We start from the raw sequence: 18,204 nt of genomic DNA, 5'->3' as shown, positions 1-18,204 counted from the left end.
ATGTCTCTATCGGTTAATAATCCGTCGGTTGCGAAAGTTGATGCGTCCACCCTTGATCGACTCCTGGACTTGGCAACCAAGCCCGGTGAAACGTCGAACACCCACGTCACAAGTGCGAGCACCAGCAACCTGCCCGCGCGCCTTGACAACACCCAGTTCTCATCCAATGGCGCCATGATTCCTGGCGCTGCGCTCAACAAGTTGTTTGAGATGCTTGAGCAGGTCTTCAGCGTCCTGCGTGAAATGCTGGCTGGGAGAGATTTGGTGCCTTCGGCATTATCCGACTCAGCCAAATTGCTTGACGGAAAACCGGCTTTGCCGAGTTCGACGGGAAAATCCGATGCCAGTGAGCAGCCGAAGTTGCCGGGCGCAGCTAAGCAGTCGAGCTTGCCGGCTGAAGCGGGGTTGCCTGAGAAGCCTGAATTGGGCAAGCAGCCGAATTTTCCCGGTGCAGGCCGGCTGCAGGGAAAACTTGAGGCCGTTAAGCAACCGAGCTTGCCAGCCGAAGCGGGGTTGCCTGAGAAGCCTGACCTAGGCAAGCAGCCGAATTTTCCCGGCGCGGGCCGGTTGCAGGGGAAACTCGAGGCAGTTAAGCAGCAGAACTTGCCAGCCGAAGCGGGGTTGCCTGGGAAAGCCGACCTGGGCAAGCAGCCGAATTTTCCCGGCGTGGACCAACTGCTGGGGAAACTTGAGGCAGTTAAGCAGCAGGACTTGCCAGCCGAAGTGGGGCTACCGGTGAAGCCTGACCTGGGCAAGACGCCAAAATCGCGGGACGAAGAAGGGTTGCCAGGCACGCAGACAAGTAGCCATTCGGTGGTGACGCCGGATGCACGCATGCAGCGCTTGACGGTGGCATACCCGCCCGTAAGTCAACCTGATGTCAGCGTAAACAATGACTCCAATGCAACTGTGCATGTGAACGTGAACGTCGCTCATTGCCACTGTCCGGATGAGCGTGTTTCCTCGGATAATTGGACAAGGATGAGGCAGACGCCAGACCTCTTGCCGATGCCGGCTAAAAAGCGACAGCATGAGATCACGCCAGGTCACGAGCATGCGGTCAGGCCGCGCGAGCAACCTGCGGTAAGGCTGGATATGCAGCCTGAGGTCAAGCCAGGTCATGAGCATGAGGTCAAGCCTGGCAAGCGGCCTGCGGTAAGGCTGGATAAACATCCTGAGGTCACGCCAGGTCACGACCATGAGATCAAGCCGGGCAAGCGGGCTGAGGTGAGCCAGGAAAAGCAGCCCCACGTCACGCCGGGCCACGACCATGAGGTCAAGCCTGGCAAGCGGCCTGAGGTGAGCCAGGAAAAGCAGCCCCACGTCACGCCGGGCCACGACCATGAGGTCAAGCCTGGCAAGCGGCTTGAGGTGAGTCAGGAAAAGCAGCCTCCTGTCACGCCGGGCCACGAACATGAGGTCAAGCCGGGCAAGCGGCCTGAGGTGAGTCAGGAAAAGCAGCCTCCTGTCACGCCAGGTCACGAACATGAGATCAAGTCGGGCAAGCATCCAGAGGCCAAGCCAACGCCAAAGCCCTCTGATACCAAGACCCCGGGATTGACCAGCCCAGCCCCCGATCAGGATCCTGTTAATACAAGAAATAGGCCGTTCAACGCTAGGTCAGTGGCCAGGTCCTGATAACCCTTCCGTGATTTGAACACTTAGCGTGCAGGCACTTCTTCGGCTATATAACCGCGAAGCGGTGCCTGCCCATGGGGGGATTCTATGTTTAACTTTTCAATTAGAAATATTGCCCATGTCAACGATATAGGTCGGGAAAGAAGTGCCGATTTATTTCGCCCCACTCGCACACTAATAAAACCATTAAAGGCTTTTAGTGAAGAGGCAGCGCAGCGTCGTGTTCCCTCCTATCGCGCGTTTGAGAATAAGGCGTTTATGAAAGACGCCGGTGAAACTATTAGTCCGTTGACGGGACTGTTCACTTCATTTCTGACTCGGTTAACACGTTTCGCCTCGGGCGGGAAAGATAAAACAATTCCGGTAATACCCACGCCTGCGCCGCAGATTACTGAGCAGGGCGTGCCCGATTCGGTAATGCATGAAGCTCGAGTGTCCAGGCCAAACCCGGCAGCCTTCATTCCAAGCCTTTCAAGCAAACGCGGCGGTGCAAAGCCGGACAATATCTGGAGCGGATTCCGCCAGGGCCCGGACGGCAACTGCGTGACGGTATCGGCCATCAAGGTGGCGATGCAGCGCTGCGGTCAAAGCCCCACGGATATATACCAACAGGTGACCAGGCTTTACGACGGTTATCGCGTAGTCATGCGCGATGGTTTTGAACTCAGCCTGACTGATCGAGAGCTGGCCCAAGGTGCACAAGGCGCCCAGTTCAAAGGGCGGGACGAGGGGATGCTCAGGGACGCGCAATTTCTCTTTGCCGTCAGTGCCAAGCGCGCACAAATGGAAGACAACGATGACGCGGCAGGGTGCTGCTATCAGGCGGCAATCCTTAGCCTGAACGATGGCGAGGATGAGCACGGACCGGGCGAGGCTCTTTTGCGGCTGGGGTTGCGTCAGTACATGCGCACGGTCTCTCCAAGGGACCTCGCCCGTGGGCAAGTGGGCATATGCAATCGGGGCGGGCATTCGGTGGCGGTCATTCATGGCCGCGAAGAAAAGTGGGGGCGCCCGGGGGCGGCGCCCACCTGGGGCGACGCCATAGCACTTGTTTAGGTGTTGATGGGCGCGACTCAATCCACCGCAGCGTTGCCCCAGGCTGTTTTTTGCAGGTTATTACTTCGATAAGTATCAGGAAATCAGTGAATGAATATCTCGGCAGATGATCCTCAAGGTTCGCCGGCGAAAAAGCAGGGCAATCAACTCGATGCTGTTGGCGGCATGACGCCTGAGCAGATCTGGAGTGGCATTTATCAAAAGGTGGAAGGCCATTGCGCCACGGTGTCGACGATCAAGGCAGCCATCATCCGGTTCTGGCAGGACCCCCAGGGGATCTTCAGGCGGGTTCAGGTCGCCCGCGACGGCTTTGAAGTGATCATGAGGGATGCCTTCACGCTGCAGGTGACCCATGATGAAATGCGTCAGGCGTACGAGGCATCGACGTTCTACGGCAGTCATACGCAGTTGCTCAATTACGCCAACTTCTTGTACGCAGTCAGTGCCAAGCGCGCGCAGATGGAAAGCAACGACGCCGGTGCCGGCGAGCGTTTTGTGGCGGCCTTGCGCACCCTCGATGAAAGCGAGCACCCAGGTGAAGCGCTTCGGCGGCTGGGGTTGATTGGCTGCATGCGTGAAAGCACCGTCGACGAGCTGAGGGCCGCGCTCGGCACCCAGGCGGACAACGAACATGCGGCCGCAGTGATCGATGGGGCGCCCGAGTCCGCCGGGCAAAAGCACGACGTGGCGTCATCGCGATGGATGAATGCCGGGTTTCGGGCATCGAAGCTCGTATGACGGTTACTCCAGCAACCGCCTGAACTCCTCGATCGGCAGTGGCCGGCTGTGCAAATACCCCTGGAACAAATGGCAGCCCAGCTTTTGCAGGAATGCCAGTTGCTCCGGGGTTTCCACGCCCTCGGCGATCACTTCCAGGTTCAAGCTGCGGGCCATGGCCACAATGGCGCGAATGATTTCGGCATCGTTGGGGTCATGGGTGGCGTCGCGTACAAAGGATTGGTCGATCTTCAGCGCATCCACCGGCAGGCGCTTGAGGTAGGTCAGTGATGAATAGCCGGTGCCGAAGTCGTCCATGGCAAAGCTCACGCCGATTTTTTTCAGGCGGCGCATCTTGGCCACGGTGTCGTCCAGGTTCTGGATCACGATGCCTTCGGTGATTTCCAGTTTCAGCAGGCTGTGGGGCAGGTTGTGCTGGTCAAGGCTGCGTTCCACCCGTTCCACAAAGTCATTCTGACGAAACTGCCGGGGGCTGATATTCACACACAGGCTGAAATTCAGCGGGTCCACCAGCCCCTCGGCAATCAATTTCGCGAAGGCGCCGCAGGCTTCGTCGAGAATCCAGGTGCCGACTTCCAGAATCAGGCCGCTGTCCTCCAGCACCTTGATAAATTCGGTGGGCGACTGCGCGCCCAGTTGCGGATGCTGCCAGCGCACCAGGGCTTCGGCGCCGATGATGCGATTGCCACGCGCGTCCACCTGGGGTTGGTAATGCACGCTGAACTCACCGCGTGACAGCGCCAGGCGCAAGTCGGTCTCCATGCGCAGGCGTTCGCTGGCGGTTTTCTGCATGCTGTTGTGAAACATCTGCGTGGTGTTGCGGCCCGAGTCCTTGGCCCTGTACAGCGCAATGTCGGCGCGCTTGAGCAGGTCCGCCGGTGTGGAGCCATGGTCCGGAATCAGCGCCACGCCAATGCTCGGCGTGACCTGCAGGCGGTGGCCGTCGAGGAACATCGGTTCCGAGAGCAATTCTCGCAAGGTATCGGCCAATTCCTGCACTTGGGCGCTGACTTGCGCGCGCGTTCCGTCCAGGCCGCTGAGCAACACCACAAACTCATCGCCGCCCAGGCGCGCGACGGTATCTTCCATGCGCACGCTGGCTTCCAGCCGCGCCGTGACGATTTTCAGCACCGTGTCGCCGACCGGGTGGCCGAGGGAGTCGTTGATGTGCTTGAAGTGGTCGAGGTCCAGAAACAGCAAGGCGCCGCGCAGGTTATGGCGTTTGAGCAGGGCGATCTGCTGGCTCAGGCGGTCCATCAGCAAGGCGCGGTTGGGCAGGTTGGTCAGCGGGTCGTGGTAGGCCAGGTGGCGAATCTGCGCCTGGGCGTTTTTCAGCAGGCTCACGTCCCGCGCGGTCAGCAGCAGGCACGGGGTTTCATTCAGGGTGATGGGTTCTACCGAGACCTCCACGGCCAGCACTTCACCGCGTTTGTTGTGCCAGAGCATTTCCAGGTGGTGAATGCGGCCCTTGATCTGCAGCTCGGCCAATAAGGCGGCGCGCTGGTTCTCATCGGCCCAGATGCCGATCTGGTACAGCGTCAGGCCAATCGCCTCTTCGGCGCGATAACCGGTCAGGCGGCAGAAGCCGTCATTAACCTCGACATAGCGGCCGGTGTCGCGCTCGGTGATGGAGATCGCGTCGGGGCTGGAATGGAAGGCTTTGGCGAACTTCTCTTCACTGGCCTTGAGCGCCGCTTCCGAACGTTGCTGCTGAGTGATATCGCGCAAGGTGGTGACGATGCACGGTTGGTCGCCAACTTTGATCAAGCGGCTGGAGATCACGCAGGTCAGGCTTTGGCCCGTTTTGTGATGCACCACGATGGCCACATTGCTCAGGGCCTGCTCGCGAATCACTTGTTCGATCCGCTGCAGGCGCTTGCTCGAGTCATCCCACAGGCCGATCTGCTCGGCGCTTCTATTGATCACTTCGGCGGCGGTCCAGCCAAAGGTCTGGGTAAAGGCCGGGTTGATTTCGATAAACGCACCGTTTTCCAGGCACGTGACGCAGATCGGATCGGGGCTGGCCTGGAACAGGCTGGCAAATTTTTCTTCAGATGCGGTCAGCCGCTGTTCGCGTTCCACCTGGTCGGTGATGTCCAGCAGGGTGCCGGCCATGCGCAGTGGTTTGCCGGCATCGTCGCGATACAGGCGTGCACGGCTTTCCAGGAACCGCGGGCTGCCGTCTTCGGCCAGCACGCGGTAGGTCAACTGATAGTTGCCCTCGGGGCCTTCGCGCAGGCTGCGATAGGCGTTGCGCATGCCCTCGCGGTCGTCATCGGACATGCCTTCAAAAAACGCATCGAAGGATTCGTGGAATGGCTCGGGCGGCAGGCCGTGCAGTTGGGCGGCACGCGCCGAGCCGTAGAGCATGCCGGTGGGTATATGCCAGTCCCAGGTGCCCAGCTGCGCCGAGTCCAGGGCGAGGTCGAGGCGCTCCTGGCTGTCTTTCAAGGCCTGTTCGGCATTTTTGCGTTCGGTGGTGTCCAGAAACGTGCTGACCAAGTAGGCCTCGCCTTCCAGCTCGACCTTTTGGGCGCTGAGGGTGCCATCGTGAATCTGGCCATTGCTCGCACAAAACTGCACCTCCATGCTGATCGGTTCGCCCTTGCGCTGCGTGGCCTTGACCAGCAGCGCGCGTTGCTCCGGGTGGCGCCACAGGCCGAGGTCGAGGGTGGTGCGGCCGATGACGTCAGCCACCGGCCAGCCGAAGAGCATCTCGAAATACTGGTTGGCCTCGCTGATCCGGCCGTCCGATTGGCGGGTCAGCAGGACCATATTGGGGCACAGGTGGAACAGCGTGGCGAAGCGTTTTTCCGAGTGGCTGAGGGCGCGCTCGCGCTCGCGTTGGCGGGTGGTTTCGCGAATCACCCCGATCATGCGGCGCCGGCCGGTCTTGTCCGGTGCCAGGCTGCCGTTGATTTCCAGCCAGTGGTGAGAGCCGTCCGGCCACTGGATGTGGTGGTGCATGGCCTGCTCGAACGGCTCGCCTGCCAGCACCGCGTGAAAGGCCCGTACCACCCGCGCGCGATCCGACGGTGCCAGCAGGTCCAGGTAATCCAGGTCCTTGGGCAAGGGTTGGCGGGGATCGAAGCCGAACAGCGACTGGGTGCCCCGTGACCAGCTTATCCTGCCGGTGTCGATTTCCCAGCACCACGCACCCAGGCGGGCAGCATTGAGGGCTGCCAGCAACTGCGGGGCGCTGTCCCAGCTTTGTTCCGCCTCTTGTGGGTCCAGGGCGTAAATGCGGGGCAGGGGTGGCACTGAATCGACGGGGTTGCGCATTATCAAAGGGCCTTGGCTCAATGGGCGTTCGGCGCGGTTTTACTCAGACCTTGAGGCCGCACAGCTTCACGCCGGTATCCCTGGCAGATCGACCTGTGCATCCAATAGGCTCATAAAAGCCCGCGCAGCGTTCGACAGCGTCCTTTCGGTGTGCACGATATAGCCTAGCTGGCGACTGAGTTGTATGCCCGGCAAAGCGATACTTGCCACCTGATCATCGAGCATGGTGCGCGGCAAGACGCTCCAGGCCAGGCCGATGGATACCATCATCTTGATAGTTTCCAGATAGTTAGTACTCATCGCGATGTTCGGCGTCAGGCCCTGGGCTTCGAACAGCCGGCTGACGATATGGTGTGTAAAGGTGTTGCCACCCGGGAACACCGCCGGGTGCCTGGCGATATCGGCCAGGTTGACCGTGCCGTTGCCGGTCAGGCTGTGCTCGGGGGCGACCACGAAATCCAGCGGGTCATCCCACACCGGTGTGGCACGCACCAAATTGTGCGGGTCGGGCGCCAGGGTGATGACGGCGACCTCGGCGCGGCCATGGAGGATTTCTTCGTAGGCCACTTCCGAATCGAGGAACTGAATATCCAGCGCCACATCGGGATACTCACGGGTAAAGGTGCGCAGGATCGGCGGCAGGCGGTGCAGGCCGATATGGTGGCTGGTGGCCAAAGTCAGGCGGCCGCTGACTTCGCCGGTCAGGTTGGTGAGCGCGCGACGGGTGTCATCCAGCACATTCAGAATCTGATACGCGCGCGGCAACAGTGCGCGCCCAGCCTCGGTCAGGCCGACTTCACGGCCCAGGCGATCAAACAAACGCACCTTTAATTGCTGTTCCAGCCCGGCAATGCGTTTGCTGATGGCCGGTTGTGTCAGGTGCAGGCGTTCACCGGCGCCGGAGAAGCTGCCGGTCTCGGCGATGGCAATAAAGGCATTGAGGTTGGCCAAGTCCATTGTGGTATTCCAGTTGGTAATCCAAAGCATAAAAAATATGAATTTGAGTTATTTAATGTAGCGCCATACCATCAGCCTCACAAGCCAAAGGGTTATTGAATGTCTCAAGGCCCGGGGCATAGAAACATCGATGATGAGGACCGACTGATGGCCGGCAAAACGCTTTACGACAAGCTTTGGGATTCCCATGAAGTGAAACGGCGCGATGATGGGTCGTCGCTGATCTATATCGACCGTCACATCATCCATGAAGTGACCTCGCCCCAAGCGTTCGAAGGCCTGCGGTTGGCCGGGCGCAAGCCTTGGCGCGTCGACTCGATCATCGCCACCCCGGACCACAACGTGCCGACCACGCCTGAGCGCAAGGGCGGCATCGAAGCCATTGCCGACCAGGTCTCGCGTTTGCAGGTGCAAACCCTCGACGACTATTGCGACGAATATGGCATCACCGAATTCAAGATGAATGACGTGCGGCAAGGCATCGTCCACGTGATCGGCCCGGAGCAGGGCGCCACCTTGCCGGGCATGACCGTGGTCTGCGGCGACTCCCACACCTCCACCCACGGTGCGTTCGGCGCCTTGGCCCATGGCATCGGCACCTCCGAGGTCGAACATGTGTTCGCCACCCAGTGCCTGGTCGCCAAAAAGATGAAGAACATGTTGGTTAAAGTCGAAGGCAAGTTGCCGTTCGGCGTAACCGCCAAAGACATCGTGCTCGCCGTAATCGGCAAAATCGGCACCGCCGGCGGTAACGGCCATGCCATTGAGTTCGCCGGCAGCGCGATTCGCGACCTGTCCATCGAAGGCCGCATGACCATCTGCAACATGTCCATCGAAGCCGGTGCCCGCGTGGGCATGGTGGCGGCGGACGAAAAAACCGTTGAATACGTCAAAGGTCGCCCATTCGCCCCGCAAGGCGCCGATTGGGACGCTGCGGTCGAAGCCTGGAAAGACCTGGTCTCCGACGCCGACGCGGTGTTCGACACCGTGGTCGAACTCGACGCTGCGCAGATCAAGCCGCAAGTCAGCTGGGGCACTTCGCCGGAGATGGTCCTGGCCGTCGACCAGAATGTGCCGGACCCGGCTAAAGAAGCCGACCTGGTCAAGCGTGGCTCCATCGAACGCGCCTTGAAGTACATGGGCTTGAAAGCCAACCAGGCGATTACCGACATCCAGTTGGATCGCGTGTTTATCGGTTCCTGCACCAACTCGCGGATCGAAGACCTGCGCGCGGCGGCGGTCATTGCCAAGGGCCGCAAAGTCGCCTCGACCATCAAGCAAGCCATCGTGGTGCCGGGCTCGGGCCTGGTCAAAGCGCAAGCCGAGGCCGAGGGCCTGGACAAGATCTTCCTCGAAGCCGGTTTTGAATGGCGCGAGCCGGGCTGCTCCATGTGCCTGGCGATGAACCCGGACCGTTTGGAGTCGGGCGAGCATTGCGCGTCCACCTCCAACCGTAACTTCGAAGGGCGTCAGGGCGCCGGCGGGCGTACTCACCTGGTCAGCCCGGCCATGGCCGCTGCCGCTGCCGTCAACGGTCGTTTCATCGACGTTCGCGAATTGATCTGAGGAATACCCGATGCGTGCTTTTACTCAACACACTGGCCTTGTCGCCCCTTTGGACCGTGCCAACGTCGACACCGACCAGATCATCCCTAAGCAGTTCTTGAAGTCGATCAAGCGCACCGGCTTTGGCCCTAACCTGTTCGACGAGTGGCGCTACCTCGACGTGGGCTACGCCTACCAGGACAACTCCAAGCGCCCGCTGAACAAGGATTTCGTGCTCAACGCCGAGCGTTACCAAGGCGCCAGCGTGCTGCTGGCGCGGGAAAACTTCGGTTGCGGCTCCAGCCGTGAACACGCGCCGTGGGCGCTGGAAGAATATGGCTTTCGCAGCATCATCGCGCCGAGCTACGCCGACATCTTCTTCAACAACAGCTTCAAGAACGGCTTGCTGCCGATCATCTTGAGCGATGCCGAAGTGGACGAGTTGTTCAAGCAGGTCGAAGCCAATGTCGGCTACCAGCTGACCGTCGACCTGGCTGCGCAAACCGTGACCCGTCCGGATGGCAAGGTGTATCACTTTGAAGTCGATGCGTTCCGTAAGCATTGCCTGATCAACGGCCTGGACGATATCGGCCTGACCTTGCAGGACGGCGATGCGATTGCCGCGTTTGAAACCAAGCACCGGGCCAGCCAGCCCTGGTTGTTTCGCGATGCCTGATTCTATGTAGACCGGACTGGCCCCTTCGCGAGCAAGCCCGCTCCCACATTTGATTGCATTTCAACTGAAGAAACTCGGTCGAATGTGGGAGCGGGCTTGCTCGCGAAGACGGCAGTACAAACAACAAAAGTCTCAAGGAAGCTCACCATGACCAACACCGCCCACACCCAAGTCGTGCAAAAACAATTCGGCGAGCAAGCCTCGGCCTACCTGAGCAGTGCCGTGCACGCCCAGGGCACCGAATTTGCGCTGCTCCAGGCCGAACTGGCCGGGCAGGGCGCGGCATGGCTGCTGGACTTGGGCTGCGGTGCCGGGCATGTGAGTTTCCAGGTAGCACCGCTGGTTAATGAAGTGGTGGCCTACGACCTGTCCCAGCAGATGCTCGAGGTGGTCGCCGCCGCTGCGGTGGAGCGTGGCCTGAACAACATTCGCACCGTAAACGGCGCCGCCGAACGCCTGCCGTTTGCCGATGGCGAGTTCGACTTCGTGTTCAGCCGTTACTCGGCTCACCACTGGAGCGACCTGGGTGTGGCCCTGCGCGAAGTGCGCCGCGTGCTCAAACCGGGCGGCGTGGCGGCGTTTGTGGATGTCTTGTCACCGGGCAGCCCGCTGTTGGACACTTACCTGCAAACCGTCGAAGTGCTGCGCGACACCAGCCACGTGCGCGATTACGACGCCGCCGAGTGGATGCAGCAGCTCAGCGAATCCGGTTTGCACGTGCGCAACAGCAGTCGCCAGCGCCTGCGCCTGGAATACACCTCCTGGGTCGAGCGCATGCGCACGCCAGAAGTATTGCGCGCAGCCATCCTCGAGCTGCAAAAGGCGATGGGCCAGGAAGTACGCGATTATTACGAAATTCAAGCCGACGGCACCTTCAGCACCGACGTGCTGGTGGTGATTGCCGAACGCTGATTAACTTTTCCCGACCTGCCCACGGGCAGGTCGCTTGATGAAATGAGGAACGCATGAGCAAGCAGATTCTGATTCTCCCTGGCGACGGTATTGGTCCGGAAATCATGGCCGAAGCGGTCAAAGTCCTGGAACTGGCCAACACCAAGTACAGCCTGGGCTTCGAATTGAGCCACGACGTGATCGGCGGCGCCGCCATCGACAAACACGGCGTGCCGCTGGCTGACGAAACCCTCGACCGCGCCCGTGCGGCCGACGCCGTGCTGCTCGGCGCCGTGGGTGGCCCGAAGTGGGACAAGATCGAACGCGACATCCGCCCTGAGCGCGGCCTGCTGAAAATCCGCGCGCAACTGGGCCTGTTCGGCAACCTGCGCCCGGCGATTCTCTACCCGCAACTGGCCGATGCGTCGAGCCTCAAGCCGGAAGTGGTCGCGGGCCTGGACATCCTGATCGTGCGTGAACTGACCGGCGGTATCTATTTCGGCTCGCCACGCGGCGTGCGTGAATTGGAGAATGGTGAGCGCCAGGCCTACGACACCCTGCCGTACAGCGAGAGCGAAATCCGCCGTATCGCCCGTGTCGGTTTCGACATGGCCCGTGTGCGTGGCAAAAAGGTCTGCTCGGTGGATAAAGCCAACGTACTGGCCTCCAGCCAACTGTGGCGCGAAATCGTCGAAGAAGTGGCCAAGGACTACCCGGATGTCGAACTGAGCCACATGTACGTCGACAACGCCGCCATGCAGCTGGTGCGCGCACCCAAGCAGTTCGATGTGATCGTTACCGACAACCTGTTCGGCGACATCCTCTCCGACCAGGCGTCGATGCTCACCGGTTCCATCGGCATGCTGCCGTCGGCGTCGTTGGACACCAATAACAAAGGCATGTACGAGCCGTGCCACGGTTCGGCGCCGGACATCGCAGGGCAGGGCATTGCCAACCCGTTGGCGACGATTTTGTCGGTGTCGATGATGCTGCGTTACAGCTTCAACCTGAGCGAAGCCGCCGATGCCATCGAGAAGGCCGTGAGCCTGGTGCTGGATCAAGGTTTGCGCACCGGTGACATTTGGTCACAGGGTTGTACCCGAATCGGCACGCAAGAAATGGGCGACGCAGTAGTCGCCGCGCTGCGGAATCTGTAATCTCTCGGGCCCGCTTGCAGTTGTTGCTGCAAGGCGGCCCACTTTTTAACAAGGTGTAGTTGCGATGAAACGTGTAGGTCTGATCGGTTGGCGCGGTATGGTCGGTTCCGTGCTCATGCAGCGGATGCTGGAAGAGCAGGATTTCGATCTTATTGAGCCGGTGTTTTTCACCACTTCGAACGTAGGTGGCCAAGGGCCGTCCGTGGGCAAGGATATCGCCCCGCTCAAGGACGCCTACAGCATTGAAGAGTTGAAAACCCTCGATGTGATTCTGACCTGCCAGGGTGGCGACTACACCAGCGAAGTCTTCCCCAAGCTGCGCGAAGCCGGCTGGCAGGGTTACTGGATCGACGCCGCCTCGAGCCTGCGCATGCAGGACGACGCGGTGATCATCCTCGACCCGGTGAACCGCAAGGTCATCGATCAGCAGCTGGATGCCGGCACCAAGAACTACGTGGGCGGCAACTGCACCGTCAGCCTGATGCTGATGGGCCTGGGCGGCTTGTTCGAAGCCGGCCTGGTCGAGTGGATGAGCGCCATGACTTATCAGGCGGCTTCCGGTGCCGGCGCGCAGAACATGCGTGAACTGATCAAGCAGATGGGCGCGACTCACGCCGCTGTTGCCGATCAACTGGCCGACCCGGCCAGCGCGATCCTCGACATCGACCGCCGTGTGGCCGAAGCCATGCGCAGCGATGCCTACCCGACCGAGAACTTCGGCGTGCCATTGGCCGGTAGCCTGATCCCGTGGATCGACAAAGAGCTGCCGAACGGCCAGAGCCGCGAAGAGTGGAAGGCCCAGGCCGAAACCAACAAGATTCTGGGTCGTTTCAAGAACCCGATTCCGGTGGACGGTATCTGCGTGCGTATCGGCGCCATGCGTTGCCACAGCCAGGCGCTGACCATCAAGCTGAACAAAGATGTGCCGATTGCCGATATCGAAGGGCTGATCAGCCAGCACAACCCATGGGTCAAGCTGGTGCCGAACAACCGTGATATCAGCATGCAGGAGCTGAGCCCGACCAAGGTCACCGGCACCCTGAATGTGCCGGTCGGCCGCCTGCGCAAGCTGAACATGGGTACTCAGTACCTGGGCGCGTTCACCGTTGGCGACCAACTGCTGTGGGGCGCGGCCGAGCCACTGCGCCGCATGCTGCGGATTTTGCTGGAGCGTTGATCGCTTAGCGCTGTACGAAAAACCCGCGACTGGTGACAGGCGCGGGTTTTTTATTGCGCGCTTTTGATCGTTCCCCGCGCTCTGCGTGGGAATGCCTTGCTGGACGCTCTGCGTCCGCTTTTTGGACGCGGAGCGTCCCTGGCTGCATTCCCACGCAGAGCGTGGGAACGATCAGCGATCCCCAGGTTAATTGCCTCACCCCCAGCCACCCGGTAAAGTGCCGCTCCCCCCGCAATGCCCGAGGCAGCCACCATGACCCAGACCTTTGAAATCGCCGTGATCGGCGCCACCGGCACCGTAGGCGAAACCCTGGTGCAGATTCTCGAAGAGCTGGATTTCCCGGTCGGCACGCTGTACCTGCTGGCAGGCAGTAACTCGGCCGGCGCCTCAGTGCCGTTTCGCGGCAAGAACGTGCGGGTCAGGGAAGTCGATGAGTTCGACTTCAAAAAAGCCCAGTTGGCCTTCTTCGCGGCCGGCCCGGCGGTCACCCTGAGTTTCGCCCCGCGCGCCACGGCGGCGGGTTGCTCGGTGATCGACCTGTCCGGCGCCTTGCCGGCCGATCAGGCACCCCAAGTGGTGCCGGAAGCCAATGCGCACATTCTCAAGGGGCTGAAAAAACCCTTCCAGCTGGGCAGTCCAAGCCCATCCGCGACCAACCTGGCGGTGGTCCTGGCGCCGTTGCGCGGGTTGCTGGACATCCAGCGCGTCAGCGTTACGGCCAACCTGGCTGTGTCCGCCCAGGGCCGCGAGGCCGTCAGCGAGCTGGCTCGGCAGACTGCCGAGTTGTTAAACGTGCGCCCGCTGGAGCCCAAGTTCTTTGATCGGCAAATGGCCTTCAACTTGCTGGCACAAGTCGGCACACCAGACGCCCAAGGTCATACAGCCTTGGAGAAACGTCTCGTACACGAACTGCGCGCAGTGTTGGAAAAGCCTTTGCTAAAGATTTCCGCAACCTGCGTTCAAGCCCCGGTGTTTTTTGGCGATAGCCTGACTGTGTCATTGCAGTTGGGCGCGCCGGTCGACCTCGTTGTGGTCAACCGCGCACTTGAAGCAGCGCCGGGTATCGAGTTAGTGGAGGAGGGCGACTACCCCACGGCCGTTGGGGATGCGGTCGGTCAGGATGTAGTCTACGTCGGCCGAGTGCGTGCGGGCGTGGACGACCCGGCGGAACTAAATCTGTGGCTGACGTCAGATAACGTACGCAAAGGCGCGGCACTCAACGCAGTGCAACTGGCGCAGTTGTTGATAAAAGGCCTTGCGTAAAAGATACTTGGCGCCAATTTGTAGATTGATTCTAGCCAAGCGCTATGCTTGGCCCCAAGCGGAACAGAAGCGCGTCGGTAACCTATCGGCTCGCCATGCCTTATGGCAGCGGTTACCAACCTTCTCGCAGGCCGGGGAGTGTTCAAACAAAGGATGAGGCTATGGTTCAAGTTCGCAAACTGGTGTTAGCAATAGCGGCCGCCTCGGCGCTGTCCTCCGGTATGGCGCAGGCGCTGCAGCTTGGGGAGATGACCCTCAAGTCGAAGTTGAACCAGCCGTTGTCGGTGGAAATCGAATTGCTCGATGTCGGTGGCCTCACGGCTTCCGAGATTACCCCGAGCCTGGCGTCTGACCAGGCGTTTGTGGACGCGGGCGTGGATCGCCAGGCGTTTCTCAATGACCTGACGTTTACCCCGGTGGTCAACCCGAGCGGGCGCAGTGTGGTGCGCGTTACGTCCAGCAAGCCGCTGCCCGATTCCTACGTCCGTTTCCTGTTGCAGGTGCAATGGCCCAATGGTCGCCTGATGCGCGACTACAGCGTGCTGCTCGACCCGGCCAAGTTCGAGCAACCCGCGCCGACCGCTGCCGCGCCGGCACCGCGCTTGAGTGCGCCGACTAAAAACGCGCCTGCCAACGCTGCGCCCACTGCCGGCAAGCCTGCTCAACACACCACGACCTCGCGCGATACCTTGTGGGAAATTGCCGCGAAGAATCGCAACGGGGCTTCGGTCCAGCAAACCATGCTGGCTATCCAGGCGCTCAACCCGGATGCGTTTATCGACGGCAATATCAACCGCCTGAAAACCGGCCAGGTCCTGCGTCTGCCGGATCGCCAGCAAGCCACCAGTTTGCCGCAGCCCGAGGCGATTGCCGAAGTGACTGCGCAAAACACCGCCTGGCGCGAGGGGCGTCGCACCGCGAATAACCAGGCCGCGGGCAAGCAGCAGTTGGATGCGACCAAGCGCACCCAGGCTGGCGATGCGCCGTCGAGCACCAATACCAAGGACAACTTGAGCCTGGTCTCGGCCGAATCCGCCAAGAAAGGCGCGAAGGGCAAGGTCGGTGACAGTAATGCGCTGAGCGACAAGCTGGCGATGACCCAGGAAGAATTGGATACCACGCGCCGCGACAATGCTGAGCTGAAAAGCCGGGCGGCGGACCTGCAAAGCCAGTTGGATAAATTGCAGAAGCTGATTCAACTGAAAAACGATCAGCTGGCCAAACTGCAGGCGGCGAACGGAAGCCCGGCAACGGCGGCAATGCCCGCACAGTTGGCAGGTGAGCCTGCGACCACCGCGCCGGCCTCTGACGCGGCGGCGCCTGCCGTTGTGGCGCCTGCGCCCGAGCCGGTCACACCAGAGACCGCGACTGCCAGCACCACCGAAGGTAAATTCAACGATCTGCTGACCAATCCGATTGTCCTCGGCGTGATCGGCGGTGCTGCCGGCTTGCTGGTGTTGCTGCTTCTGCTGCTGTGGGCGCGTCATCGCAATGCGCGCCTTGAAGAGGAAAAGCACCTGCGGATGGCGCGGGCGCTGGCTGAAGAACCGCAATTTTCGCCGAACATTGATCACGACTTGCCAGCGGACAGCTTCGAAGGCCTCGAAGTGGCGCCGCCGAACGTCAAGTTGGCGGCCGCACCTGCCCCGGCTGCGGTTGCTGAGCCGGTCGTGGTGCCGTCGGTCGCTTCCGTGCTGTCGCCACTGGCCGCTGCCGTGGCCCCGCAGAATTCCAGCGATGCGCTGGCGCAAGCCCAATCCCATATTGATCGCGGTCACCTGAACCAGGCGGCCGACGTCCTTCAGCAGGCCATCAAGCATGAGCCCAAGCGCAGCGACCTGCGTTTGAAACTGATGGAAGTGTACGGCCTGCAAGGCGACAAAGACGGGTTCGTCTCCCAGGAGCGTCAACTGGTGGCCAATGGTGAAAACCATGCCCAGGTCGAGCAGCTCAAAGGCCGCTTCCCGGCCATGGCCGTGTTGGCGGCGGGCGTCAGTGCCGCTGTCGCCGCTGCAGCGCTGGACGCGCAATACGTCAAGGACTTGCTGGAAGACAAGCCGGCCGCGCCGGTGGCGGAACCCGATGCCTTCGATACCGATTTCGACCTGAGCCTGGACGATCTGGAAGCAGCTTCGCCTGCCGTGGTTCGCCCGGAAGATGAGCCGAGCTTTGAGTCTGTCCTTCAGCGCCAGACCGAAGCCAAGGCCAGCCCGGATGACCTGTCGGACTTCGATCTGGACCTGCAGTTGGAAGCGCCGTCTTCCACGCACTCGGACGACGACTTCCTCTCGGGCCTCGAAGAGCAGATGAAGGACGTGCCGCCGGTTGAGCCGCCGACCCTCACGCCTGCCGCGCTGGATGATTTCGACTTGCCGGAGGACTTCGACCTGTCCCTGGCGGAAGAACCGGCCGCGCCGGCGTCGGCCAAGCCGGATGCCTTCGCCTCCGAGCTGGACGACGTCAATGCCGAGCTGGATCGTCTGTCCCAGAGCCTGGAGCATCCGCCAATCGAGCCTTCCTTCACCGCTGAAGATGCAGCGTTGGGCGCTGATGAACCGGAATTCGACTTCCTCTCCGGCACCGATGAGGTCGCTACCAAGCTGGACCTGGCCCAGGCCTACATCGACATGGGTGATACTGACGGCGCGCGGGACATCCTGTCCGAAGTGCTGACCGAAGGCGACGAAACCCAGCGCGGCGAAGCCAAGGAAATGCTCGGTAAAATCTAAAGGTGCAACGCAGAAAAAATGTGTGAGCTGGCTTGCCTGCGATGCGGGCAACTCGGTTTATCCGTAACACCGCATTGATGCAATCGCAGGCAAGCCAGCTCCCACACATCAGGCCTTCACATGGCCACAACAAAAGCGCCCCACCTACGGCTGCCGCCTTTATAATGGCCGCCTTTGCGCAACTCATCGGGCTCTCAGTTCTTGGCAAATATAGATAACGCGGCCGCCGAAATGGCGGCCGCAGGCTTTAACCGCATCGCCCTGGGCGTGGAATACAAAGGCTCGCGCTACCGTGGCTGGCAGCGCCAGGCTTCCGGCGTGCTGACAGTGCAGGAAACCCTCGAAAACGCGCTGTCGAAGGTCGCCGACTCGCCGGTGTCGCTGATGTGTGCCGGGCGTACCGACGCCGGTGTGCACGCCTGTGGCCAGGTAGTGCACTTTGACACTCAGGCCGAGCGCACGATGAAAGCCTGGGTGATGGGCGCCAATATCAATTTGCCCCATGACGTCAGTGTCACCTGGGCCAAGGTCATGCCCGCGCATTTTCATGCGCGCTTCAAGGCCATCGCCCGTCGCTACCGCTACGTGATCTACAACGATCAGATCCGACCGGCGCACCTCAATCAAGAAATCACTTGGAACCACCGCCCACTGGATGCCGAGCGCATGGCCGAGGCCGCGCAGCATTTGGTCGGCGTGCATGACTTCAGTGCCTTCCGTGCCGGCCAGTGCCAGGCCAAGTCGCCGATCAAGGAAGTCCATCACCTGCGGGTGACCCGTCACGGCAAAATGATCGTGCTGGATATCCGTGCCGGCGCCTTCCTGCACCATATGGTGCGCAACATTGCTGGCGTGTTGATGACCATCGGCACCGGCGAACGGCCGGTGGAGTGGGCCAGGGAAGTGCTGGAAAGCCGCATTCGCCGTACCGGCGGCGTTACTGCGCATCCGTTCGGCCTATACCTGGTGGATGTGGAGTACCGCGACGAGTTCGAATTGCCGGATCGCTTCATCGGGCCACACTTCCTCACAGGTTTCAGCGAACTTGGCGGCTGACGCCCGGAAAAGCTTTTGTTACCATCCGGGACTTTCTCG

Annotated in this window: 13 protein-coding genes; 11 read left to right on the top strand and 2 right to left on the bottom strand. The window is 61.0% G+C overall.

Annotated elements, in window-relative coordinates; genetic code table 11:
* From PspR76_RS20480 to PspR76_RS20470, 3 genes are all read left to right on the top strand, one after another.
* Window positions 1-1,638 carry a hypothetical protein gene (locus tag PspR76_RS20480; RefSeq protein ID WP_159958202.1) on the top strand — a complete coding sequence of 546 codons (1,638 nt, stop codon included), beginning with the start codon at window positions 1-3 and terminating at the stop codon, window positions 1,636-1,638.
* An 87-nt stretch (window positions 1,639-1,725) separates the two neighbouring features.
* Window positions 1,726-2,694 carry a hypothetical protein gene (locus PspR76_RS20475; protein ID WP_159958200.1) on the top strand — a complete coding sequence of 323 codons (969 nt, stop codon included), beginning with the start codon at window positions 1,726-1,728 and terminating at the stop codon, window positions 2,692-2,694.
* Between the two features lie 90 nt (window positions 2,695-2,784).
* Window positions 2,785-3,432 (top strand): hypothetical protein, encoded by a 648-nt coding sequence (locus PspR76_RS20470; protein WP_159958198.1) that lies wholly within the window; start codon window positions 2,785-2,787, stop codon window positions 3,430-3,432.
* 3 nt (window positions 3,433-3,435) lie between these two features.
* On the opposite strand, the gene PspR76_RS20465 is transcribed toward PspR76_RS20470, so the two are convergent.
* Both PspR76_RS20465 and PspR76_RS20460 read right to left on the bottom strand, forming a co-directional pair.
* Window positions 3,436-6,714, bottom strand: a complete 3,279-nt coding sequence (locus PspR76_RS20465; protein WP_159958196.1) for an EAL domain-containing protein — start codon at window positions 6,712-6,714, stop codon at window positions 3,436-3,438.
* Window positions 6,715-6,780: 66 nt separating this feature from the next.
* A complete protein-coding gene (locus PspR76_RS20460; protein WP_159958194.1) occupies window positions 6,781-7,671 on the bottom strand; it encodes a LysR family transcriptional regulator in 891 nt (296 codons plus the stop codon).
* Between the two features lie 147 nt (window positions 7,672-7,818).
* Between PspR76_RS20460 and leuC the strand changes: the two genes are divergently transcribed.
* The 8 genes from leuC to truA all read left to right on the top strand — a co-directional run bounded on the left by leuC (window position 7,819) and on the right by truA (window position 18,165).
* Window positions 7,819-9,237: a 3-isopropylmalate dehydratase large subunit gene (gene leuC / locus PspR76_RS20455; protein WP_159958192.1), complete on the top strand. Its 1,419-nt coding sequence runs from the start codon at window positions 7,819-7,821 to the stop codon at window positions 9,235-9,237.
* Window positions 9,238-9,247: 10 nt separating this feature from the next.
* Window positions 9,248-9,892, top strand: a complete 645-nt coding sequence (gene leuD / locus PspR76_RS20450; RefSeq protein ID WP_106576680.1) for a 3-isopropylmalate dehydratase small subunit — start codon at window positions 9,248-9,250, stop codon at window positions 9,890-9,892.
* A 147-nt stretch (window positions 9,893-10,039) separates the two neighbouring features.
* Window positions 10,040-10,804 carry a class I SAM-dependent methyltransferase gene (locus PspR76_RS20445; protein ID WP_159958190.1) on the top strand — a complete coding sequence of 255 codons (765 nt, stop codon included), beginning with the start codon at window positions 10,040-10,042 and terminating at the stop codon, window positions 10,802-10,804.
* A gap of 53 nt (window positions 10,805-10,857) precedes the next feature.
* Window positions 10,858-11,940: a 3-isopropylmalate dehydrogenase gene (gene leuB, locus PspR76_RS20440; protein ID WP_159958188.1), complete on the top strand. Its 1,083-nt coding sequence runs from the start codon at window positions 10,858-10,860 to the stop codon at window positions 11,938-11,940.
* 64 nt (window positions 11,941-12,004) lie between these two features.
* Window positions 12,005-13,117 carry an aspartate-semialdehyde dehydrogenase gene (gene asd / locus PspR76_RS20435; RefSeq protein WP_058412147.1) on the top strand — a complete coding sequence of 371 codons (1,113 nt, stop codon included), beginning with the start codon at window positions 12,005-12,007 and terminating at the stop codon, window positions 13,115-13,117.
* Window positions 13,118-13,369: 252 nt separating this feature from the next.
* Window positions 13,370-14,380, top strand: coding sequence for an aspartate-semialdehyde dehydrogenase (locus PspR76_RS20430; RefSeq protein WP_159958186.1), 1,011 nt, complete (start codon window positions 13,370-13,372; stop codon window positions 14,378-14,380).
* 161 nt (window positions 14,381-14,541) lie between these two features.
* Window positions 14,542-17,109, top strand: a complete 2,568-nt coding sequence (locus tag PspR76_RS20425; RefSeq protein WP_159958184.1) for a FimV/HubP family polar landmark protein — start codon at window positions 14,542-14,544, stop codon at window positions 17,107-17,109.
* A 231-nt stretch (window positions 17,110-17,340) separates the two neighbouring features.
* Window positions 17,341-18,165, top strand: a complete 825-nt coding sequence (gene truA / locus PspR76_RS20420) for a tRNA pseudouridine(38-40) synthase TruA (protein ID WP_159961557.1) — start codon at window positions 17,341-17,343, stop codon at window positions 18,163-18,165.
* The last annotated feature ends 39 nt before the right edge of the window (window positions 18,166-18,204 follow it).

The sequence above is a fragment of the Pseudomonas sp. R76 genome, from assembly GCF_009834565.1.
GTDB lineage: Bacteria > Pseudomonadota > Gammaproteobacteria > Pseudomonadales > Pseudomonadaceae > Aquipseudomonas.
This window is presented reverse-complemented; position numbering and strand designations above follow the sequence as displayed.